The 21895-nt window shown below is 39.7% G+C and carries 19 protein-coding genes; 15 read left to right on the forward strand and 4 right to left on the reverse strand.

What is annotated here, in order from left to right; translation table 11 throughout:
- Positions 1-101: 101 nt before the first annotated feature.
- The 3 genes from era to CA2015_RS11390 are packed head-to-tail and all read left to right on the forward strand — an operon-like array spanning position 102 to position 2856.
- Positions 102-992 carry a GTPase Era gene (gene era / locus CA2015_RS11380; protein ID WP_048642019.1) on the forward strand — a complete coding sequence of 297 codons (891 nt, stop codon included), beginning with the start codon at positions 102-104 and terminating at the stop codon, positions 990-992.
- Between the two features lie 11 nt (positions 993-1003).
- A complete protein-coding gene (gene der, locus CA2015_RS11385) occupies positions 1004-2317 on the forward strand; it encodes a ribosome biogenesis GTPase Der (RefSeq protein WP_048642020.1) in 1314 nt (437 codons plus the stop codon).
- A gap of 5 nt (positions 2318-2322) precedes the next feature.
- On the forward strand, positions 2323-2856 hold the full coding sequence (locus CA2015_RS11390; protein ID WP_157470444.1) for a hypothetical protein: 534 nt from the start codon (positions 2323-2325) through the stop codon (positions 2854-2856).
- Between the two features lie 556 nt (positions 2857-3412).
- Here the strand turns inward: CA2015_RS11390 and rsmG are convergent.
- From rsmG to CA2015_RS11405, 3 genes are read right to left on the reverse strand one after another with little or no spacing between them, the layout of a single operon-like run.
- The gene (gene rsmG / locus CA2015_RS11395) at positions 3413-4063 is read right to left on the reverse strand and encodes a 16S rRNA (guanine(527)-N(7))-methyltransferase RsmG (protein WP_048642022.1); all 651 of its coding nucleotides are present in this window, start codon (positions 4061-4063) and stop codon (positions 3413-3415) included.
- 3 nt (positions 4064-4066) lie between these two features.
- On the reverse strand, positions 4067-4678 hold the full coding sequence (locus CA2015_RS11400) for an RNA polymerase sigma factor (RefSeq protein WP_048642023.1): 612 nt from the start codon (positions 4676-4678) through the stop codon (positions 4067-4069).
- Positions 4669-5796, reverse strand: coding sequence for a glycosyltransferase (locus tag CA2015_RS11405; protein ID WP_048642024.1), 1128 nt, complete (start codon positions 5794-5796; stop codon positions 4669-4671). Before CA2015_RS11405 ends, CA2015_RS11400 begins: the two co-directional genes overlap by 10 nt.
- Positions 5797-6086: 290 nt before the next feature.
- On the opposite strand from CA2015_RS11405, the gene tgt reads away from it, so the two are divergent.
- From tgt to CA2015_RS11420, 3 genes are read left to right on the forward strand one after another with little or no spacing between them, the layout of a single operon-like run.
- The gene (gene tgt / locus CA2015_RS11410) at positions 6087-7217 is read left to right on the forward strand and encodes a tRNA guanosine(34) transglycosylase Tgt (RefSeq protein ID WP_048642025.1); all 1131 of its coding nucleotides are present in this window, start codon (positions 6087-6089) and stop codon (positions 7215-7217) included.
- Positions 7218-7271: 54 nt separating this feature from the next.
- The gene (locus CA2015_RS11415; protein ID WP_048642026.1) at positions 7272-8348 is read left to right on the forward strand and encodes an LptF/LptG family permease; all 1077 of its coding nucleotides are present in this window, start codon (positions 7272-7274) and stop codon (positions 8346-8348) included.
- A gap of 10 nt (positions 8349-8358) precedes the next feature.
- Complete coding sequence (locus CA2015_RS11420) at positions 8359-9264, forward strand: DMT family transporter (protein ID WP_048642027.1); 906 nt, start codon at positions 8359-8361, stop codon at positions 9262-9264.
- Between the two features lie 20 nt (positions 9265-9284).
- Here CA2015_RS11420 and ispE read toward each other — a convergent pair whose 3' ends face one another.
- Positions 9285-10094 carry a 4-(cytidine 5'-diphospho)-2-C-methyl-D-erythritol kinase gene (gene ispE, locus CA2015_RS11425; protein WP_048642028.1) on the reverse strand — a complete coding sequence of 270 codons (810 nt, stop codon included), beginning with the start codon at positions 10092-10094 and terminating at the stop codon, positions 9285-9287.
- 539 nt (positions 10095-10633) lie between these two features.
- On the opposite strand from ispE, the gene ilvD reads away from it, so the two are divergent.
- From ilvD to leuB, 9 genes are read left to right on the forward strand one after another with little or no spacing between them, the layout of a single operon-like run.
- Positions 10634-12316: a dihydroxy-acid dehydratase gene (gene ilvD / locus CA2015_RS11430; protein ID WP_048642029.1), complete on the forward strand. Its 1683-nt coding sequence runs from the start codon at positions 10634-10636 to the stop codon at positions 12314-12316.
- Positions 12317-12321: 5 nt separating this feature from the next.
- Complete coding sequence (gene ilvB, locus CA2015_RS11435) at positions 12322-14016, forward strand: biosynthetic-type acetolactate synthase large subunit (protein ID WP_048642030.1); 1695 nt, start codon at positions 12322-12324, stop codon at positions 14014-14016.
- Between the two features lie 5 nt (positions 14017-14021).
- The gene (gene ilvN / locus CA2015_RS11440) at positions 14022-14522 is read left to right on the forward strand and encodes an acetolactate synthase small subunit (protein WP_048642031.1); all 501 of its coding nucleotides are present in this window, start codon (positions 14022-14024) and stop codon (positions 14520-14522) included.
- A 32-nt stretch (positions 14523-14554) separates the two neighbouring features.
- Entirely contained in the window at positions 14555-15598 is a 1044-nt protein-coding gene (gene ilvC, locus CA2015_RS11445) for a ketol-acid reductoisomerase (protein ID WP_048642032.1), read from the forward strand.
- Between the two features lie 9 nt (positions 15599-15607).
- Entirely contained in the window at positions 15608-17107 is a 1500-nt protein-coding gene (locus CA2015_RS11450) for a 2-isopropylmalate synthase (RefSeq protein WP_048642033.1), read from the forward strand.
- Positions 17108-17128: 21 nt separating this feature from the next.
- Complete coding sequence (gene leuC, locus CA2015_RS11455) at positions 17129-18550, forward strand: 3-isopropylmalate dehydratase large subunit (protein ID WP_048642034.1); 1422 nt, start codon at positions 17129-17131, stop codon at positions 18548-18550.
- Positions 18551-18554: 4 nt separating this feature from the next.
- A complete protein-coding gene (gene leuD / locus CA2015_RS11460) occupies positions 18555-19145 on the forward strand; it encodes a 3-isopropylmalate dehydratase small subunit (RefSeq protein ID WP_048642035.1) in 591 nt (196 codons plus the stop codon).
- Positions 19146-19196: 51 nt separating this feature from the next.
- Complete coding sequence (locus CA2015_RS11465) at positions 19197-20786, forward strand: alpha-isopropylmalate synthase regulatory domain-containing protein (RefSeq protein ID WP_048642036.1); 1590 nt, start codon at positions 19197-19199, stop codon at positions 20784-20786.
- Positions 20755-21825 carry a 3-isopropylmalate dehydrogenase gene (gene leuB, locus CA2015_RS11470; protein ID WP_048642037.1) on the forward strand — a complete coding sequence of 357 codons (1071 nt, stop codon included), beginning with the start codon at positions 20755-20757 and terminating at the stop codon, positions 21823-21825. Before CA2015_RS11465 ends, leuB begins: the two co-directional genes overlap by 32 nt.
- Positions 21826-21895 lie beyond the last annotated feature (70 nt).

The following is a 21895-nucleotide window of genomic DNA, read 5'->3' on the forward strand; positions in this document are numbered from 1 at the left end:
TAAGGTTTTAAACGTTTTTTGCTGCCTTATCCTTTATTGTGGTACAAAGGTAAGGGTATATTATCAAAAATCAAGTACCTTTGTAAAAAAAATCTGAGACCATGCCAGAAAACATGCATAAAGCAGGCTTCGTTAATATAATAGGCAAACCCAATGTGGGCAAATCTACTCTTATGAATGCCCTGCTTGGAGAAAAGCTTTCTATCATTTCATCCAAAGCCCAGACTACTCGTCATAGGATTTTGGGAATTATGAATGAACCAGAATACCAGATTGTATTCTCCGATACCCCGGGCATGCTGAAACCTAAATACGAACTACATAAAAGCATGATGGGGTTTGTGAATCTTTCCCTTGAAGATGCTGATGTAATTGTATTTGTAACAGATCTTTTTGAGAATGATGAAGAAATAGAAGACATTATACAAAAAGTAAATGCTGCAGGTGTGCCGGTTTTGCTTATCATCAATAAAATAGACCTGAACAAGGAGGAGAAACTTGCTGAAGTAACGGAATATTGGACCCAAAAAATAAAAGCAGATGTCGTAATCCCAATTTCAGCACTAGAAGGGTTTAACTTACAAAAGATTATGCAGGAAATCCTGGACCGATTACCTGTGCATCCACCGTTTTATGACAAAGAAGAACTAAGTGACCGTCCTGAACGTTTCTTTGCTTCTGAAATAATAAGGGAAAAAATATTTATTCAATACAAAAAAGAAATCCCCTATAGCACAGAAGTGAGGATAGAGGATTTTGAAGAAACTGATCAATTGCTCCGAATGAGGGCATTGATATTTGTGGAAAGGGATAGCCAAAAAGGAATTATCATTGGAGACAAAGGGAAAGCATTGAAAAGAGTTGGGACCCAAGCCAGGATTGAAATGGAGAAATTTTTTGGGAAAAAAGTTTTTCTAGAAACCTTTGTGAAGGTAGAAGAGAACTGGAGAAAGAATAAAAACAAACTGAAAAAATTTGGTTACGACCAATAAATTATAGTATTATGGCCAATATAGTAGCAATTGTAGGGAGACCTAATGTGGGTAAATCCACACTTTTTAACCGACTTGTAGAAGAGCGGAAAGCCATTGAAGATAACCTCAGTGGGGTGACAAGAGATAGGCATTATGGACACGCTCAATGGGGAGGGAAGTTTTTCTCTGTCATTGATACCGGTGGGTATGTGACTGGATCTGAAGATATTTTTGAGAAAGAAATTCGCAAGCAAGTCAAGCTGGCAATAGAAGAGGCTTCAGTCATCTTATTTGTGGTTGACTGTATGGTAGGACTTACGGATTTGGATGCCGAATTTGCCAAAGAGCTAAGAGGTGCTGATAAACCGATTTTTATGGTGGCCAATAAGGCAGATAATCTTGATGACCTGCTAATGGCCAATGAATTTTATGCGCTGGGCATAGGAGAAGATATTATTTTCCCTACCACCTCAACAAGTGGTAGTGGTATAGGCGATTTGTTGGATGAGGTGATAAAGAAATTTCCTGATGAGGGAGAAAGAGATCCTGATGAAGGAATACCTAAGTTGGCCATTCTGGGAAGACCAAATGTGGGCAAGTCCTCTTTTCTTAACGCCCTGATAGGTAGGGAAAGGTCAATAGTGACTGATGAGGCTGGAACGACCAGAGATGCTATTCACACACGTTACCAGCTATATGGTAAGGACTATATCCTTACTGATACTGCAGGTATTCGAAAAAAAGCCAAGGTCAAGGAAGATATTGAATTTTATTCTGTGATGCGTTCATTGAGAACATTGGAAGATTCTGATGTGATCATTATCATGGTAGATGCTACTCGAGGACTGGAAGCTCAGGATGTCAATCTTATCTCTTTGTCCATTAAAAATAACAAAGGACTGATGATTATGGTCAACAAATGGGATTTGGTAGAAAAAGACCATAAGACCATGCAGGCTTTCAAGGACAACATGACGGATAAGCTTGGGGAAAATAAATGGATTCCAATCATATTCATTTCCGCTCTTACCAAACAAAGGATCTTTCAAGCCATGGAATTGGCTATGAATGTTTATGAAAACAAGCAGAGAAAGGTCTCTACATCCAAATTAAATGAGCTATTGTTGCCGGAAATAGAAAAATATCCGCCACCAGCCAATAAGGGGAAATATATCAAAATAAAGTACATCACACAGTTGCCAACCAAGAATCCGGTTATTGCTTTCTTTTGTAACTTACCTCAATACATTAAATCTCCTTATACCAGGTTTTTGGAAAACAGGCTTAGGGAAAATTTTGATTTCACAGGCGTGCCCGTGAAAATCACCTACAAAAAGAAATAAATACCATGAAAAAGTTCACCTATTTCCTCTCCTTGATAGTGCTGATGTCGATCTGGAGTTGTAAAACTTCATCAGAGGAACGCCCTGCCCTCGAATTGGTAAATAAAGAATGGACCTTGCAAGAAGCTACTTTAAGAGGAAGAGGTGTTGTCTCAATTTCTGGTGGTCCTTCCGTCCCTGTAAGTATTGAGGGCATTGGAGAGAATTATGACATGACGCTGGATTTTGGGGATATGGATCAATTGCTTACCGCCGCAGGGAGTTTCGTTTTCGATTTAGATGTAACGGCATTGGGAATCACACTTCAGAATGAAAAAATCCCCGTACAAGGGGTTGAAATCTTTTCTGGCACCTGGGAGTTGGTTGGAGATCAGTTGGTGATTACAGACAAAGAGGAGGCTGTGATATTAGAGGTCATAGACTATTCCGAAAATATGCTCAGGTTGGGAGGAGAGATTGAAGTTTCCGATTTTGAGCGTTTTCAAGAAGAAGGACTTACAGTTAGCGAAACCAGTATTGAAGTGGTTTTAGTTAGGTAAGACAAATACGCTTGACTCTTTAAACGCAGGTTTGAAGATAGGGGGTGGTAGCAGGAATTGCATCTGACTTATAGGTCGATGTTTTGGCGGCATGGTTGCAAATAATACTGCAATTATGCCGCCAAATTCGTTTTTTATAGGCTGGTTTTATAGGGTTAAACCCGAAATATGCAATAGACATTCTATTACCTGCTGAAATCGCTTTAAAATCAGCCACTTCGTTGCTGTTTTCAATTTCACCATAGTGGTGCTATGCTAAAATCTCCAAACAGTCTGATTGTCTTGCGATTGCAACACTTCCCGTAAACACGGGACAGGCTATCACCCCTGACGATTGTCAGGGCGGAGAAATCCTATTATAACCCGGGTTAAGCCTTTTTGCGTTGGTTTCTGATCCTCACTTTATATTTAGCAGAGCGCTTAATGGCCTTCCCTTATTCCATCTAAAATTGCTTTTATTTCTGCAACTTTTAGACTGAAGTTTTGGGTGTGGAGAAGCGTTGGGCTTTTTTGTATTCGTGAACCAAAATTGCGCATGAGTATAAAAGTGGGCTAACTACCTTTTTCCTTCGTAGGGAAGGTAGACCACTTTTTTTGTCTCAAAAAAGGGTTCTGTATAGTAATCCTCTAGGTGGTAACTTACATAGTTTAGGTTTAATGCTTCCAGTTCTTCATCCACCTCGCCTCCTTTGAGGTAAAAGACACCGTTTTGGAATTCTGGATGCATATCTTCTTTCCTAAATTTACCTTTGATCCAAGGGTAAAATTTCTCCATTTGTGTCACCGCCCGGCTGATGATATAATGGTACTTTCGGTCCGTCAGACTTTCTGCCCGTACTTGTTGGGGTTCCACATTTTTTAAACCCAATTGCTTGACCACATCTTTTACCACCGTAATTTTCTTTCCAATAGAGTCAACCAGGTGAAATTGTACTTCAGGAAACATAATAGCAAGAGGGATTCCAGGAAATCCTCCTCCGGTACCTATGTCTAGAATCTTTGTTCCAGCTTCAAATGAAATTAATTTCGCTATACCCAGGGAATGTAAGACATGGTGAATGTAAAAACTATCCATGTCCTTTCGACTGATAACATTGATCTTACTGTTCCAATCAAGGTAAAGTTCTCCCATACGCTCAAATTGGTCTATTTGATGTGTATTCAATTCTGGGAAGTAATGTTGAATCAGCTTGTGGTCTGGAGTCATTAATTATATATGTTTGTTTTTTCCCTGGGCAATTTCGAAAAGTAGTTCCCTTGAACGGTGAAGTTGTGCTTTTACAGTTCCCAAAGGTTTGTCCAGCTCGGCAGCAATTTCATCATAGGACAATTCATCAAAGTACCTTAGCTTGACTAGCTTTCGGTATTTTGCTGGTAACTTGTCTACGAATATTCTTACCATTTCTTTTCTTTGGGTTTTGATAAATTCGTCTTGTGGATTATTGTCGTCATCTTCCACATCTATATTTACCGCATTCCCTCCATCATCTGTCATGGTGTTATTAAGGCTCATGGTTTTGAGCTTCTTTTTCCGAATAAAGTCAATGGTATTGTTGGTGGCAATTCTAAAAAGCCAGGTGCTAAAAGTATAGTCTTTTTTAAATTTGTGCAGGTTTTTAAAGGCCTTGGCAAAGGCTTCCATAGTAAGGTCTTCTGCATCGTCAGCACCTCTGATCATTTTAAGAATCATAAAGTAGACGGCTTTTTTGTACCTCTTCATAAGCGAGGCATAGGCCTGCTGGTCATTGTCATTGACCGCTTTGTCGATCAATTCAAAATCCTCTAATGCTTTATCAGAAAAACTTCTTTCGTTTATTTCCATTTAACTGTTTTTGACAGATAACCTTTGGTTCCTAAGGTCCAAAAATAAATCATGTACATCAAATCAAAAAATAAGGTCCAAATTACCTTTCCAGTCCCCTCTAATTTTTTTCTAGCCCTATGTATGATTAAATATTGTAGTATGGCCCTTGTCAAAACTAACCCCAATACCAGTGCAATTGGTTCCCAGGTGCTTTCAAGAATTACAATTCCTACCGCGGAGAGCCAGAATACCAAATGACTTAACGAATACAAGCCTAGTTTTAGTTTATCCTTGGTGCGATAATATTTCCCAGCATGGAAATGTCTCTTCTTTTGAGTGAAATAAGCTTTGAAGTTGGTCTTTGGCTGTGAAACAGTAATGCTCTCGGGATGTGCTACTATGGCGGTATTGTCGGCTGTAGCATAAAGGTTTACAAATAGATCGTCATCCCCTCCTTCAATGTGCCAGAGCGATTTGAAAGCTTTCTTTTCCATAAAAAAGCTTTTTTGGTAACAAAGGTTTCTTCCCACTCCCATAAAGGGGGATTTCCAATAGCCAAAAGAGAAATAATAAATGGCGGTAAAAAGGGTTTCGTACTGAATGATTTTGTTTAATAAACCTGGAAGTGCTAAATAAGATCCGTGACCGAGGGCAAAAGTTTTGCCTTCATTTCGAACTGGTGCGGACATCCTCTTGATCCAGTGAGAAGAGACTGGTCGGCAATCTGCGTCTGTAAGCAAAATGGTTTCGTATTTTGAAACCTTTATCCCTAAAGTAAGGGCATATTTTTTTGCAGTCACATGATCAGGTGTGTACCTGACATTTACAATTCTCAAGTTTGTATAGGTTTCTGCCAATGACCTCAATAAGTCTTCAGAGTTATCTGTAGAGCAGTCATTTACTACCAGTACTTCAAAATCAGGATAGTCCTGTTCCATAAGTAAAGGGACAAGGTCTTGTAAGTTTCTTGCTTCATTTTTGGCAGCTATGATAATAGAAACCCCACTTAGGTTGGTGTCCTGAAGGGCTTCTCTTTGGGCTTTGTGAAAGAAAACAAACCTGCCAAAAACCACCATTAAGTAGGTGAACTGTATGCCTAAAGCTAAAAAAAATATCCACCATAATGTGTTTTCCATATTTGCGCCTGCTGTCAGTTCTTTAAGATTAATTCAAAAATCTCAGATTTTTGTTTTATTGCGGTTATTTTTGTGTTCCAATAGGCATAGTCAATGAGCTGTATGATCCTTGTTTTAAACAAAAAAGAACAGGGGCATTGAAAAACAGAACATGACAAAGCCATGTTGAGCTCAGAAATCACAACAATTGGCTGATTCTGAAATAATTTCAATGCATACTATAATCGCTATCGCCTATTTCGGATTCAAATATAATGAGTAAATGGGGGATTTTTCAATGAAAGGGAGGAATGAAATTTAAACTTGAAAGCAAGGATCAAAATTCGAAAGCCAGAGCTGGTGAAATTCAGACAGATCACGGCCTGATTCAAACACCGATCTTTATGCCTGTGGGGACTGCTGGATCAGTAAAGGCAGTTCATCAAAGAGAGTTAACTTATGATGTGAAGGCACAGATTATTTTGGGTAACACCTATCACCTTTATCTTCGCCCTGGTCTGGATGTACTGGAAAAAGCTGGTGGTTTACATAAATTCATTGGATGGTCGAGCCCTATTCTTACTGACAGTGGGGGATATCAGGTATTCTCCTTGGAAGGAAATAGAAAAATTAAAGAAGAAGGGGTGGTCTTTAAATCTCATATTGATGGTTCAAAACACCACTTTACTCCTGAATCAGTGATGGATATTCAGCGTACTATTGGCGCAGATATTATAATGGCTTTTGATGAGTGTACCCCCTATCCTTGTGATTGGAGTTATGCCAAAAACTCCATGCATCTTACACACCGTTGGTTAAAGCGCTGTATTGATCATTTTGATAGTACAACAGGAAAATATGGATATGCTCAATCGCTGTTCCCTATCGTTCAGGGCAGTACTTATAAAGACTTAAGGAAAGATGCGGCTCACTTTGTTAGTGACCAAGATAGAGAGGGAAATGCCATTGGGGGATTGTCTGTAGGTGAGCCTGCTGAGATGATGTACGAAATGACAGATCTGGTCACCGATATTCTACCGGAGGACAAGCCCAGGTACCTGATGGGAGTGGGTACACCTGCTAATATCCTTGAGGGGATAGCATTGGGTATAGATATGTTTGACTGTGTAATGCCAACTAGAAATGCCAGAAATGGTATGCTCTTTACTTCAGAAGGCATTATTAATATCCGAAATGAAAGATGGAAAATGGATTTCTCCCCTCTAGACAGTGGCTTCCATTCCCATGTCAGTAATTTCTATACCAAGGCCTACCTTAGACATTTGACCATTAGCAAAGAAATGCTTGCTGCCCAAATAGCAAGTATTCATAATTTATCCTTCTATCTTTGGTTGGTGACACAGGCTAGGGAGCATATCCTAGCGGGAGATTTTAGTAGCTGGAAAAATACTATGGTAGAAAAAGTGAGTAGAAGGTTATAAGAATTCTTCAAGAATAGCTGTTTCATTGAATACATAAGAGAAAGACCATTTGGCATGAAACTATTGGATAAATTAATCATTAAAGATTTCCTCAAGACCTATTTATTTGTGGTCTTGATGTTGATTTTGGTTGTTTTGGTGTTGGATTTCACTGAGAAGAATGATACCTATATCCGAAATGAAGTTCCTGCCGATGAGATTCTTCAATACATGCTTAATTATGGCCTCTATTTAAATAATTTACTTACGCCAATAACAGTCTTCATTTCCGTGATTTTTATCACCTCGAAGATGGCGGGGAGAACAGAAATCATTGCAATCCTAAGTAGTGGGGTGAGTTTTTTGAGAATGCTAGTTCCTTTTATAATGTCTGCAGTACTGATTGCTGTGATTAGTTTTTTGCTGAATGGCTGGGTATTGCCAGTTGCTACTGCTGGAGTTTCAGAATTTAGGGTTGAATATTTGGACAAGCAGCAGATGGACTTGAACCAAAAGAACATTCATATTAAGGTAGCAGAAGATCTGTATGCTTATTTGTTTAAGTATTTTACCTCGGTCAATTCCGGGCATAATTTTACATTGGAACATATAAAAGACGGTAAACTCATTTCAAAATTCTCAGCGGATAGAATTGTTTGGGATACGACCAAAAATGTTTGGAATGCTCGAAATTGGAGGCTAAGAGAATTGAATGAAATGGGTGAGACTTGGACCACAGGGGATGCCATGGATACAACCTTGTCTATTTCTCCCAATGATTTTGATTTGCCCTTGAACCATCATGAGACCTTGACATTACCTGAACTTTCCAAGCAAATTTTAGTGCTAGAGGAGCGGGGAGCAGACAATATCAGCTATTATAAAATAGAAAAATATGTTCGCTTTATGTCCCCCTTTGCTGCGATCCTACTTACTTTCATTGGGGTGATCGTCTCTGCAAGAAAAACCAGAGGAGGGTCCGGGTTCAAAATAGCACTGGGCTTTATGCTGGCCTTTGTGTACATCATACTTTTTTTACTTTCCAGGACATTTGCTGAAGCGGGTACTTCCTATCCAATTTTGGCAGTATGGATACCTAATATTGTTTTTGGATTGACGGGATTGGTACTTTACAAAACCGTTCCCAGGTAAATATTCGCCTATGGTTAAGGATTATTTGTGGCTCCATTTTGTCGTTTTAATCTGGGGATTTACGGCAATACTAGGCCTGTTGATAAGTCTTCCTGCTGTTGAAATTGTTTTTTACCGCACCCTACTTGCGAGTATAGGGCTCCTCTTATTTCTCAAGTTTAGGAGGCGGCCATTGAAGGTAAGTGGTTCGGCCTTAACCAATTTTCTTTTAACTGGAGGCTTGATCGGGGCACATTGGATTTTGTTTTTCTGGGCAGCTCAAGTTTCCACAGCATCTGTTTGTCTTGCGGGATTGGCGACTTGCTCGCTTTGGACTGCATTGATAGAGCCTTTGGTTAATAGGCAACCTGTCAAATGGTATGAGGTAATGTTGGGATTGATAGTTGTTCTTGGCTTGGTCGTGATTTTTAAGTTTGAGTCCGGATATGCCTTGGGCCTTTTATTAGCCGTTCTGTCTGCTTTATTGAGTGCCTGCTTTACCGTGATCAATGGTAAGCTTACCAAAAGCCACAGTCCTTTCGTGATCACTTTTTATGAGATGATAGGGGCCTTTTTGCTGACATCAGCTTTCATGCCTTTTTATGCATATTGGTTTACTGTTGATGGCTTTTCATGGATGCCGCAGGGTATGGATTGGTTTTGGCTGTTGGTGCTTTCGCAGGTATGTACTGTGGTGGCTTTTACCCTATCGGTGAACCTAATGAGACGTATATCCGCTTTTGCAGTTAATCTGACAGTGAATATGGAGCCGGTTTACGGTATTCTATTGGCATTTATGATCTTTGGGGAGAAAGAAAAAATGACAACTGAGTTTTATGTTGGAACCTTGATAATTTTAGCTTCAGTTGGTATCTATCCGGTAATTCGATATGTGCAAAAAAGAAGGGGACTAAGAACCGTAAGAAAAATTCATTGATTAAAGGTTAAAACATTGGCTTAAATTAGTTTTTCGGAAAAGGTAAAATAATGGGAGGGAAATTTAATCCCTTGTGGTGTATCCTTAAATAATCCAAATACAGCAGATCCTGAGCCAGACATGGCTGCATACCAGGCCCCAGCTTCATATAGTTTTGATTTGATGTCTGCTATCTCCGGGTAGGAATTGAAAATTCCTTTTTCAAAATCGTTTACAAGGTTTGATTTCCAGGTAGATTGATCATTGAGTATGGCTTTTAGGCCCATTTCCCTTTCTTTGGGCTGGATTCCATCATAAGCTTCTTTGGTGCCTATATGAATGCCGGGATGCACCAGAAAAAGCCAGTTTCCCGCCAAATCCAAATCAAGTGTTTCTAATTTTTCTCCCCGTCCTTCAGCCATTTGGGGCTTGTTTTGTATAAAGAAAGGGCAGTCGCTACCTAATTGGGAGGCGTAGTCCTCAAGTTGTTTTGGTTTTAAATTTAGGGAAAATAGGGTGTTCAAAAGTTTAAGGGCAAAAGCTGCATCAGCCGAACCTCCTCCTAGACCAGCCCCTATGGGAATGCTTTTATGGAGATGCGCAGCTACAGGTGTAAGCTTCGGGAAATCAGCCAGCAATAATTGATATGCCTTGACGATGAGGTTATGATCTGATGTGCCTGGGATGGGTATTCCACTATGAGTAAAACCAAAGGATTTGGCGGGAATCATTTCCAAGCCTTCCTTAAGAGGTATGGGGTACATGCAAGTATGAATGTCGTGATACCCATCATTCCTTTTTCGAAGGACATGTAAGCCAAGATTAATTTTTGCATTGGGAAAAATGATCATAATTGTACATCTTTAGGCTTTAAAATTAAAACAAAGGTGTGGATTTTCTAAGCACCTTTTTAATTCATTTTTATAGATAAAGGCTTACTTAAGTTTAAAGTTGGTAACTCTGACCTTATAGACGGTTTTTTTAGTAAAAAATTAACAAAAGTTTGGATCAGAAGAAAATTTTGATTTTTTTCGCGATAATGAAATAAATGAAATAAAATTGCATCAATCCTATAATAATAAACTTTAATTTTTTAATTAAATTCATTTGCATTATTTTCTTATTTTACTCAAATTAAAAAAAGAATTAAAATATTGTAAGTATGGATTATGGGTTTTAATATTGCATTATAATAGTACAAAATAAAGTCAAAGAGAATACTCCATAAGAGAAATGTTAATAGTTGTCAGCCTAGTCGTTCTAATTGTCATTATCATTTAGTAAGTGATGAAGCGCTGATCTATTGCCAATAGAAAAAATCAATCAAAGTGCTTCATTCGAGTGAAGCACTTTTTTTTATAAGCCAGTTGTTAAAAATAATTCAGTTATAATGAGCAATTCAAAGAAGAATAGTTGGGAGGTAAGCGATAATCAAGAAAATCCGGCTTCAATGGCCATGTTGTATGCAACAGGACTGTCGGACGAAGAGATGAAGCAGCCTTTTGTCGGGGTCGCAAGTTGTGGATATGAAAGTAACCCTTGTAACATGCACCTTAATGACTTTGCAAGAGCCATAAAGGCTTCTACAAAAAAGTCAAAGCTGACTGGATTGGTCTTCAACACGATAGGCATCAGTGATGGGATTTCAATGGGTACTTCAGGTATGCGTTATAGTTTACCATCAAGAGAAATCATTGCTGACTCCATAGAGTCATTTATTCTAGGACATTCATTTGATGGGATAGTTGCTGTAGCTGGTTGTGATAAAAACATGCCAGGAGCGGTAATGGGTATGTTACGTGTGAACAGACCTTCTATCATGGTTTATGGTGGTACTATCAGGTCTGGTAAATATAAGGGAGAAAAACTCAATATTGTTTCTGCTTTTGAAGCATACGGAAAACGAATCAAAAACGAAATTTCTGATGAAGACTATACCGGTGTAATCAAGAATGCTTGCCCTGGAGCGGGTGCTTGTGGAGGTATGTATACCGCCAACACCATGTCTTCTGCCATAGAGGCAATGGGGCTTTCGCTTCCATATAGTGCATCTAATCCGGCTAACTCTAATGAAAAAGCTGCTGAATGCGAAGCAGCAGGTGAATTCATTGCCAATTTATTGGCTATGGACCTTAAGCCTAAAGATATCTTAACCAAGAAAAGCTTGGAGAATGCGGTAAGGGTGGTAGTCGCACTTGCTGGTAGCACCAATGCGGTACTTCACCTTTTGGCGATTGCCAGAACGGCAGAAATCGACTTTGGACTAGAAGATTTTAAAAAGATCAATGCCACAACTCCTGTATTGGGAGATTTTAAGCCTAGTGGAAAATACATGATGGAAGACCTGCATGAACAGGGAGGCCTTCCTGCATTTATGAGGTACCTTTTGGACAATGGATTGTTACATGGCGACTGTATGACAGTGACAGGCAAAACAATTGCTGAAAACTTGGCCAATGTAGCTCCAATAAAAGCAGAAAAAGGCAATGTAATCAATCCTATTGATTCCCCTGTTAAGAAAACTGGTCACCTATGTATTTTGACTGGAAACCTTGCTCCAGAAGGATCCGTGGCAAAAATATCCGGTAAAGAGGGTGTTTCCTTCACCGGTCCTGCTAAAGTGTACAACTCAGAGCAGGAAGCCAATGACGCCATGAAAAACATGGAGGTTAAAAAGGGTGATGTTGTCGTCATCAGGTATGTAGGTCCTAAAGGAGGACCAGGCATGCCAGAAATGCTTAAACCAACATCCATTATCATTGGTGCAGGTTTGGGTGCAGATGTTGCACTTATTACAGATGGAAGATTTTCAGGAGGCACGCATGGCTTCGTAGTAGGACATGTGACGCCGGAAGCATATACAGGTGGCCCTATAGGGCTTTTACAAAACGGCGATATGGTTACCATTAATGGGGAAACGCTCGAAATTAGCTGTGATGTTTCTGAGGAAACTTTTGCAGAGCGAAAGAAAACCTGGGTAAATAAAGACCTGAGCCATTTGAATGGAACACTTAAAAAATATTCTCAGTTAGTTTCTACCGCATCTGAGGGATGTGTGACAGATAAAGATTAACGACTATGAATGATTCACAAATAAGAGGGGCAGAAATTGTAATCAAATCCCTGGTAGCAGAAAATGCCAAATTTATTTTTGGCTACCCAGGAGGGGCTATCATGCCGGTGTATGATGCACTCTATGATTATATGGATCAAATCCAACATATCCTCACCCGACACGAACAGGGCGCAATTCATGCAGCCCAAGGATATGCAAGAGTTTCTGGTAAGGTAGGAGTCTGTATGGCTACCTCCGGTCCAGGCGCCACTAATTTAATAACAGGCATGGCAGATGCCCTGATAGATAGCACACCCCTTGTCTGTATTACAGGGCAAGTGGTTTCTCAGCTATTGGGTACTGATGCTTTTCAGGAAACTGACGTAGTAGGTATTTCTATGCCTGCCACGAAGTGGAACATACAGGTCAGAAGAGTGGAGGATATAGCTCCGGCTATAGCCAAAGGCTTTCATATCGCAAGATCTGGAAGACCAGGTCCGGTACTAATTGACATTACCAAGGATGCACAAATTGCTCTAGGTGATTTCAATTATGTTCCCTGCCTTAATATCCGTTCTTACCGACCTTATCCTAAAGTTTCAGACAGTGTGATCGCTGAAGCCGCAGCACTTATCAATAGCGCCGAAAGACCTTACTTGCTGTATGGTCAAGGTGTGATATTGGGTAAGGCCGAAAGCCAGTTGAAAGCATTTTTGGACAAAACTGGTATTCCTGCTGCCTGTACCTTGTTAGGAACAGGAGCTCTGTCAGAGGATCATCCCAATTATGTAGGAAAATTGGGTATGCATGGCAATTATGCACCTAACTTACTTACCAATAAATGCGATGTATTAATAAGCGTAGGAATGCGTTTTGATGATCGTGTGACAGGGGATGTGAAAAGGTATGCCAAGCAAGCTAAGGTAATTCACCTGGAATTAGACCCAGCTGAAATCGATAAAATAGTAAAAGCGGATGTACCTGTTTTGGGTGACTGTAAGGTCAGTTTAGAAAAGCTGGTTGAGAAGGTAGAAAAAAGAGAACATCCGGAATGGATCAAGCAGTTTAGAGAACTTGAAGCTGAGGAAAAAAGAGTAGTTGTAGGCAATGATTTATCCCCAACCAAGATTGGTTTGACCATGGGAGAGGTAGTTCGCCATATCAACGAATTTAAGGCTGATGATGCCATATTGGTAACAGACGTTGGGCAACACCAGATGGTGGCTTGGAGGTATTTTGAATACAAAACAACCAGAACCCAAGTGACTTCAGGTGGATTAGGTACCATGGGTTTTTCCCTTCCGGCAGCCTTGGGTGCACAACTGCACGATTACAGCCGAGAGGTAATATGCGTGGTAGGTGATGGTGGAATCCAAATGACCATTCAGGAACTTGGAGCTATCATGCAAACCAAAGCCCCTGTAAAGGTGGTACTGCTTAATAATAATTTCTTGGGTATGGTAAGGCAATGGCAGCAGTTGTTTTTTGACAAACGCTATTCCTTTACAGAGTTAGATAATCCTGATTTTATTAAAATTGCTGAAGCCTATAATTTCAAAGTACAAAAAGTAGATGAGCGAGCTGATTTGCGTCAGGCCGTAGCTGAGATGTTTGTACATGATGGACCTTATTTCCTTGAGGTGAAAGTAGAAAAAGAGGACAATGTTTTTCCCATGATTGCTACTGGCAGTTCTGTTGAAGAAGTTAGACTTAAATAACTCAGATGAAAAGAAGATACACAATTTCTGTTTTTACAGAAAATTTCATAGGCATACTCAGTAGAATCACTTTAATATTTACCCGTAGAGGAATTAATATTGATGGTTTTACTGCCTCAGAAAGCAGAGAAGAAGGAATATACAGGATCACTATAGAGGTGAGTACAACTGAAGCTCAGATAATCCAGCTGTCCAGACAAATTGAAAAAATCATTGATGTTATAAAAGCATTTTATTACCTCGATGATGAGATGGTTTTTCAGGAAATAGCTTTGTATAAAATTCCTATAGACAGCATTGATCCAGGTTTGGAAATGGTAATTCGGCAACATAATGCGAAAATCATTTCAGCGGAGAAAGATTTTGTGGTCATTGAAATGACGGGTCATAAAAAGGACACTCAAGATTTGCTGGAAGTGCTAAAAGAATTTAATGTTCTGGAATTTGTGAGGTCCGGCAGGGTAGCTGTAGCCAAACCAATGGTGAGCATTGATAAATATTTATAATACCAATTTAAAATCAATTTTAATTTATAGTTATGAAACTGAAGTTCGGTACAGTTGAAGAAAACGTAGTGACAAGAGAAGAATTTCCTCTTGAAAAAGCAAAGGAAGTCTTAAAGGATGAAGTAATTGCCGTATTAGGATACGGAGTTCAAGGTCCTGGTCAGGCACTAAACCTTAAAGACAATGGTTTTAATGTCATTGTTGGACAACGAAAAGATTCCAAAACTTGGGACAAGGCTGTTGCTGATGGATGGGTACCCGGTGAAACACTTTTTGAGTTGGAAGAAGCCTGCGAAAAAGGAACAATTCTTCAATTCTTGTTGTCTGATGCCGGACAAATCGCCTTATGGCCAACAGTTAAAAAACACTTGTCTCCAGGAAAAGCACTTTACTTTTCTCATGGCTTTGGTGTTACTTACAAAGACCAAACAGGAATTGTTCCTCCTGCTGATGTTGATGTAATTTTGGTTGCTCCAAAAGGTTCAGGAACTTCATTGAGGAGAATGTTTGTTGAGGGTAGAGGTTTAAATTCATCTTTCGCTATTTTCCAGGATGCAACTGGTAAAGCAAAAGATAGAGTAGTAGCATTGGGAATTGGTGTAGGTTCAGGATACTTATTCGAAACAGATTTCTACAAAGAAGTTACTTCTGACCTTACAGGTGAAAGAGGAACGCTTATGGGTGCTATTCAAGGTATATTTGCTGCTCAATATGAAGTATTAAGAGCAAATGGTCATACTCCTTCTGAAGCATTCAATGAAACTGTAGAAGAATTGACACAAAGTTTGATGCCTTTAGTTGCTGAAAATGGTATGGATTGGATGTATGCTAACTGTTCTACTACAGCACAAAGAGGTGCATTAGATTGGTGGAAACCTTTCAGAGATGCTACTAAGCCTGTGTTTGAAGACCTTTACAATAGTGTAAAAACAGGAAAAGAAGCAGCCAAATCTATCGAATCCAACAGTAAGTCTGATTACAGAGTGAAATTGGAAGAGGAATTGAAAGAATTGAGGGATTCTGAAATGTGGCAAGCTGGAGCAACTGTACGTAAATTAAGACCAGAAAACAATTAAAAATTAACGATGTCAGAAAAGCTTTGGATATTTGATACCACCCTCAGGGATGGTGAACAGGTGCCGGGATGCCAACTCGATACCAGGGAAAAAATTGTAGTAGCCAAGGCTTTGGAAGCATTGGGAGTTGATATCCTTGAGGCTGGATTTCCAATATCCAGCCCCGGGGATTTCAATTCTGTTGTGGAAATTTCAAAGGCAGTTGAAGAACCGATTATCTGTGCGCTTTCAAGGGCAGTTGAGAAAGACATAGAGGTGGCTGCCGAGGCATTGAAATTTGCCAAAAAAAGCAGAATACACACCGGAATAGGTGTGTCCGGTTACCACATTGAACACAAATTTAGAAGCACTCCTGATGCCGTTCTTGAGAAGGCCATCAGGGCAGTTAAATTTGCAAGAAACCTTGTAGGCGAAGTTGAGTTTTATGCTGAAGATGCAGGTAGGGCTGATCCTGAATTTCTTGCCAGAATAGTAGAGGCAGTCATCAAGGCGGGAGCTACTGTAATCAATATTCCTGATACTACTGGCTATTGCTTACCTGAACAATATGGGCAGATCATTCGATTTTTAAAAGAAAATGTTTCAAATATAGACAGCGCCATTCTGTCTACTCATTGTCATAACGATCTTGGATTGGCCACGGCCAATAGTCTTTCTGGTGTCCTAAACGGAGCCAGACAAGTGGAAGTGACAATGAATGGGATCGGAGAACGGGCAGGAAACACCTCCTTGGAAGAGGTTGTAATGGCTATAAAGAGTCACAAAGAGGTTCCTGTATACACTGGTATTAATACCAAGAAAATCTACGAAACCAGCAGGATTATTTCCAAGCTAATGAATATGCCTATACAGCCCAATAAGGCCATTGTAGGTAGAAATGCATTTGCGCACTCTTCAGGAATCCACCAGGACGGTGTACTGAAAAACAGGGAAAATTATGAAATAATTGACCCTAAAGATGTTGGTGTAGAGGAATCTTCCATAGTCCTTACGGCCAGAAGTGGCAGAGCAGCCTTGAAGCATCACCTGAAATTATTGGGTTTTGAATTTGAAAAGGAAAAATTGGATGAAATTTATGAGGCCTTTTTGGTTCTTGCAGATTCAAAAAGAGACATAGGAAGAAAAGACCTCTTGTCCTTGCTAGGCGAACATTTGGAAAACTCTTTATTCATAGAGATGAAGGATGTTTATTACGAAGGAAGTGAAGGCAAAGGCGGTCACGCCAAAGTAGTTCTTACTATAGGAGAAGAACAAAAAGAAAGTGAATCCGACGGAAATGGCCCGGTAGATGCAGTAATTAAATCAATCAAAAAGCTTATCCCTCAGAAGGTGATCTTGGATGAATTTCTGATTCAAGCTATCACTAAAGGGAGTGATGATATATGCAAAGTTCATATGAGATTGATGCATAACGACCGACCATATCATGGTTTTGGATCTGAAACAGACATAGTATTGGCCTCGGCCAAAGCATTTATAGATGCTTTAAATAAATTACCTGTCAAATAAATTGACAAAAAGCTAAATATAATGGAGAAGAAATCATTATTTGATAAGATTTGGGATGCACATGTGATCCAATCTATCCCAGATGGTCCGGATGTGTTTTTCATAGATAAGCATTTTATCCACGAAGTAACTAGCCCAGTTGCCTTCCTTAACCTTGAGAAAAGGGGCAATAAGGTTATGTTTCCAGAAAGAACCATAGCCACTCCTGATCATAATGTACCCACCATTGATCAGGACAAAACAATCAAGGATCAACTTTCCCGCATGCAAGTCGAAAGATTGAGGGAAAATTGTAAAAGACATGGAATTGAACTTCATGACCTTGGAACAGATCACCATGGTATCGTCCATGTAATCGGACCCGAGTTGGGGATTACTCAGCCAGGAATGACAATTGTATGTGGAGATAGTCACACTTCTACGCATGGAGCCTTTGGTACTATAGCATTTGGTATTGGTACTTCAGAGGTAGAGATGGTTTTTGCTACTCAGTGCATCATGCAGGCTAAGCCTAAGAAAATGCGCATTACTGTAGACGGTGAGTTGGGTAAAGGTGTAACTTCAAAAGATATTATATTATACATCATCGCACAGATTTCTGCTAGTGGTGGTACTGGATACTTTATCGAATATGCAGGTAGTGCCATCAGGTCTTTAAGTATGGAGGCTAGAATGACCATCTGTAACATGAGTATCGAGATGGGCGCAAGAGGTGGTTTGATCGCACCTGATGAAACGACTTTTGAATACCTAAAAGGTAAACAATACTCTCCTAAAGGAGAAGAGTGGGACAAGGCTGTGGCGCATTGGAAAACACTTAAAACAGATGAAGGTGCTTCCTTTGATGTAGAATACCATTATAAAGCTGAGGATATTGAACCCATGATCACTTACGGTACCAATCCTGGTATGGGTGTGAAGGTAAAAGGCAATATTCCTACTACTGATGGAATGAATGCCAGTGAGCAAAAATCCTATTTGAAATCCATGGATTATATGGGTTTTAAGCCAGGGGAACCTATGCAAGGCAAGAAAATCGACTATGTATTTGTTGGAAGTTGTACCAATGGTAGGATAGAAGATTTAAGGTCTGTAGCAGAATTTGTCAAAGGCAAACAGAAAGCAGACAATATCACTGCATGGATAGTACCAGGCTCTAGAGAAGTTGAGAAAATGGCTATTAAAGAGGGAATTGTTCAAACCTTGGAAGAGGCTGGTTTTAAATTAAGACAACCAGGATGTTCTGCTTGTTTGGCAATGAATGATGATAAAATACCATCAGGCAAATATGCTGTATCTACTTCCAACAGAAACTTTGAAGGACGTCAAGGACCAGGAAGCCGAACATTGCTTGCTTCTCCACTTACAGTAGCGGCAGTTGCCATTACCGGTGTGATTACAGACCCTCGGGATTTAATAGAAGAATTAGTACAAGAAAAATAAAACCATGGCATACGATAAATTTGATGTTTTGACCAGTAGGGTAGTTCCTCTTTCATCTGAAAATGTAGATACTGACCAAATTATTCCGGCCAGGTTTTTGAAAGCTACGGAGAGAGAAGGATTTGGAGACAACCTTTTCAGAGACTGGCGTTATGATAATGAGGGAAACCCTAAAGCTGATTTTGTTTTAAATGACCCTACTTATTCGGGTAAAATTCTTTTGGCAGGAAAGAACTTCGGTTCTGGATCTAGCCGTGAACATGCCGTATGGGCCATATATGATTATGGGTTTAGATGTGTAGTTTCTAGTTTCTTCGCTGATATATTTAAAAACAATTGTTTAAATATTGGTGTTCTACCAGTTACAGTTTCTCCTGAATTCGCAGCCGATTTATTTGCAGCTGTAGAAGCCAATCCAGAAGTAGAAGTAGAAGTAGACATCAATAAACAAACAATTACTCTATTGTCTACCGGAAAATCAGAGTCTTTTGATATCAACTCTTATAAAAAAGAGAACATGAAAAACGGGTTCGACGATATTGATTATTTGCTGAACCTAAAAGATGAAATAGTTGTATTCGAAGCCAATAAATAAACACTGCCCGGGGGTTCGAAGTTGAAATTGTGTTAGGTTAACGGTAAGGGAATGCGTAGAGAAAAGATAATAGAAATCATGGACACCACCCTTAGGGATGGGGAACAAACCTCCGGTGTGTCATTTCTTCCTTCAGAAAAGCTTCAAATAGCTAAACTTTTGTTGGAGGAATTAAGAGTGGACCGCATTGAGGTGGCTTCAGCCAGGGTTTCAGAGGGTGAATTGGAAGGCGTCAAACGGATAACAAATTGGGCTGAAGAAAAGGGGTATTTGGATAAAATTGAGGTTTTGGGATTTGTAGATACCCCAAAATCTGTGGATTGGATGGTAGAGGCCGGTGCCAAGGTGATGAACTTACTCACTAAAGGTTCCCTCAATCATTTGACTCATCAGTTAAAGAAAACCCCAGAAGTTCATTTTTCCGAAATAGAAAAATGCATCGCTTACGCTAATCAGTATGGCATTGAAGTAAACGTTTATCTTGAGGATTGGAGTAATGGCATGCGCAATTCCAGAGAATATGCAATGTCCATGATCCAGTTCCTTGCCCAACAGCCAGTCAAAAGAATAATGCTCCCAGATACTTTGGGGTTGTTGTGTCCAGATGAAGTTAAGGAATTTATGGAGTTGATTTGCACTTCGTTTCCTGACCTGCATTTTGACTTTCATGCACACAATGATTATGACCTTTCAGTAGCAAATGTGCTCCATGCTGTCAATTCTGGTGCAAAAGGTATTCATACTACTGTAAATGGCTTAGGTGAGCGTGCAGGCAATGCACCCCTGGAATCGATTGTAGCCGTTTTAAAGGATTTTACCCCTTGTCATCTCAATGTTAATGAGAATAAAATTTACAGGATTAGTAAACTCGTAGAACAATTTTCAGGCTTAAGAATTCCTGCTAATAAACCTGTTGTTGGTGAAAATGTATTCACACAAACCGCAGGTGTTCATGCAGATGGTGACAATAAAAAGAACCTTTATTTCAGTGACCTACTTCCTGAACGTTTTGGCAGGACACGTAAATATGCACTGGGTAAAACTTCGGGAAAGGCCAATATTTCAAAAAACCTGGAAGAGTTAGGCATTTCTCTAGAACCAGAAGAATTATCAAAAGTAACGCAGAAAATAATTGAACTGGGAGATAAAAAGGAAAGGGTTACCACAGAGGACCTTCCTTATATCATTTCGGATGTGTTACAAAACAACTCTATCCATAAAGATATTGTCATCGATGGGTACCATATGGTGCACTCCAAAGGCCTAAAGCCTTCTGTACAGTTGCGAATGAAAATATTCAACAACTATTATGAACAGAATGCTTCAGGAGATGGACAATATGATTCCTTCATGAAGGCCCTGAAAAAAATATACAAGGGGTTGGATATGGAGCTACCTAAATTAACAGACTTTCAAATAAGCATTCCTCCAGGAGGAAAAACAGATGCTTTTGTTGAATGTGTGATTACCTGGGATTTGAATGGGAGAATTTTCAAGACCAAAGGGCTGGACAGTGACCAGACCATTGCGGCCATGATGGCCACTGAAAAAATGCTTAATATCATAGAACAAATCAAAAATAGTAACAAAACTGAAAAAAAGAATCCTTATGGAAATGAATATAGCCCTATTACCTGGTGATGGTATCGGCCCTGAAGTAATCGCTCAGGCAGTAAAAGTAGTAAATGCTGTCGCTAAGAAATTTGGACATACTATTACTTTTAAAGAAGCCATTACAGGGGCTGCAGCCATAGATGCGGTAGGCAACCCTTATCCTGACTCTACTCATGAGGTTTGTGTAGCCTCTGATGCCGTTCTTTTCGGTGCCATAGGACATCCTAAGTTCGACAATGACCCAAGTGCTAAGGTGAGACCTGAGCAGGGCTTATTGGAGATGAGAAAAAAATTAGGTCTTTTCTCTAATGTTCGTCCAACATTTACTTTTCCATCATTGCTTCACAAGTCTCCTTTGAAAAAGGAACGTATTGAAGGTACTGATTTGGTTTTCTTAAGAGAATTGACAGGTGGTATCTATTTCGGAGAGCCAAGAGGTCGAAACGAACAAGGAACCAAAGCTTTTGATACTTGCGTATACTCAGTAGAAGAAATTGAGAGATTGGCAAGAATGGGCTTTGAGTTTGCGATGAAAAGAAGGAAGCTTTTGACCTGCGTAGACAAAGCCAATGTGTTGGCAACTTCTAGACTTTGGAGAGAAACAGTTCAGCGTTTGGCACCTGAGTATCCTGAAGTAACCGTTGAATATGAATTTGTTGATGCTGTAGCTATGCGATTGGTGCAATGGCCTAAAGCTTATGACGTACTAATTACTGAAAACCTATTTGGAGACATTCTTACGGATGAAGCTTCTGTAATTAGTGGATCTATGGGATTGATGCCTTCGGCTTCTATAGGGCTTAAAACCAAGCTTTTTGAGCCTATTCATGGTTCATATCCACAAGCTGCTGGAAAAGACATTGCCAATCCATTGGCAGCGGTTTTGTCAGCTTCTATGATGTTTGAATATGCTTTTGATTTAATGGATGAAGCTAAAGCTATTTCAGATGTGGTAAATCTGTCTTTAGAAAAAGGCGTCGTAACCGAAGATCTCTCAGAAGGGGAGAAATCCTATAAGACTTCTGAAGTAGGAGATTGGTTGGCCGATCAAATTGAAAAAATGTAAATACAATATTGCATACAAAAAGAAAGCCCCTACTTGCTAATTGATAGCTTTAGGGGCTTTTTTAGTAGGT

The sequence above is a fragment of the Cyclobacterium amurskyense genome (genome assembly GCF_001050135.1).
Lineage (GTDB): Bacteria > Bacteroidota > Bacteroidia > Cytophagales > Cyclobacteriaceae > Cyclobacterium > Cyclobacterium amurskyense.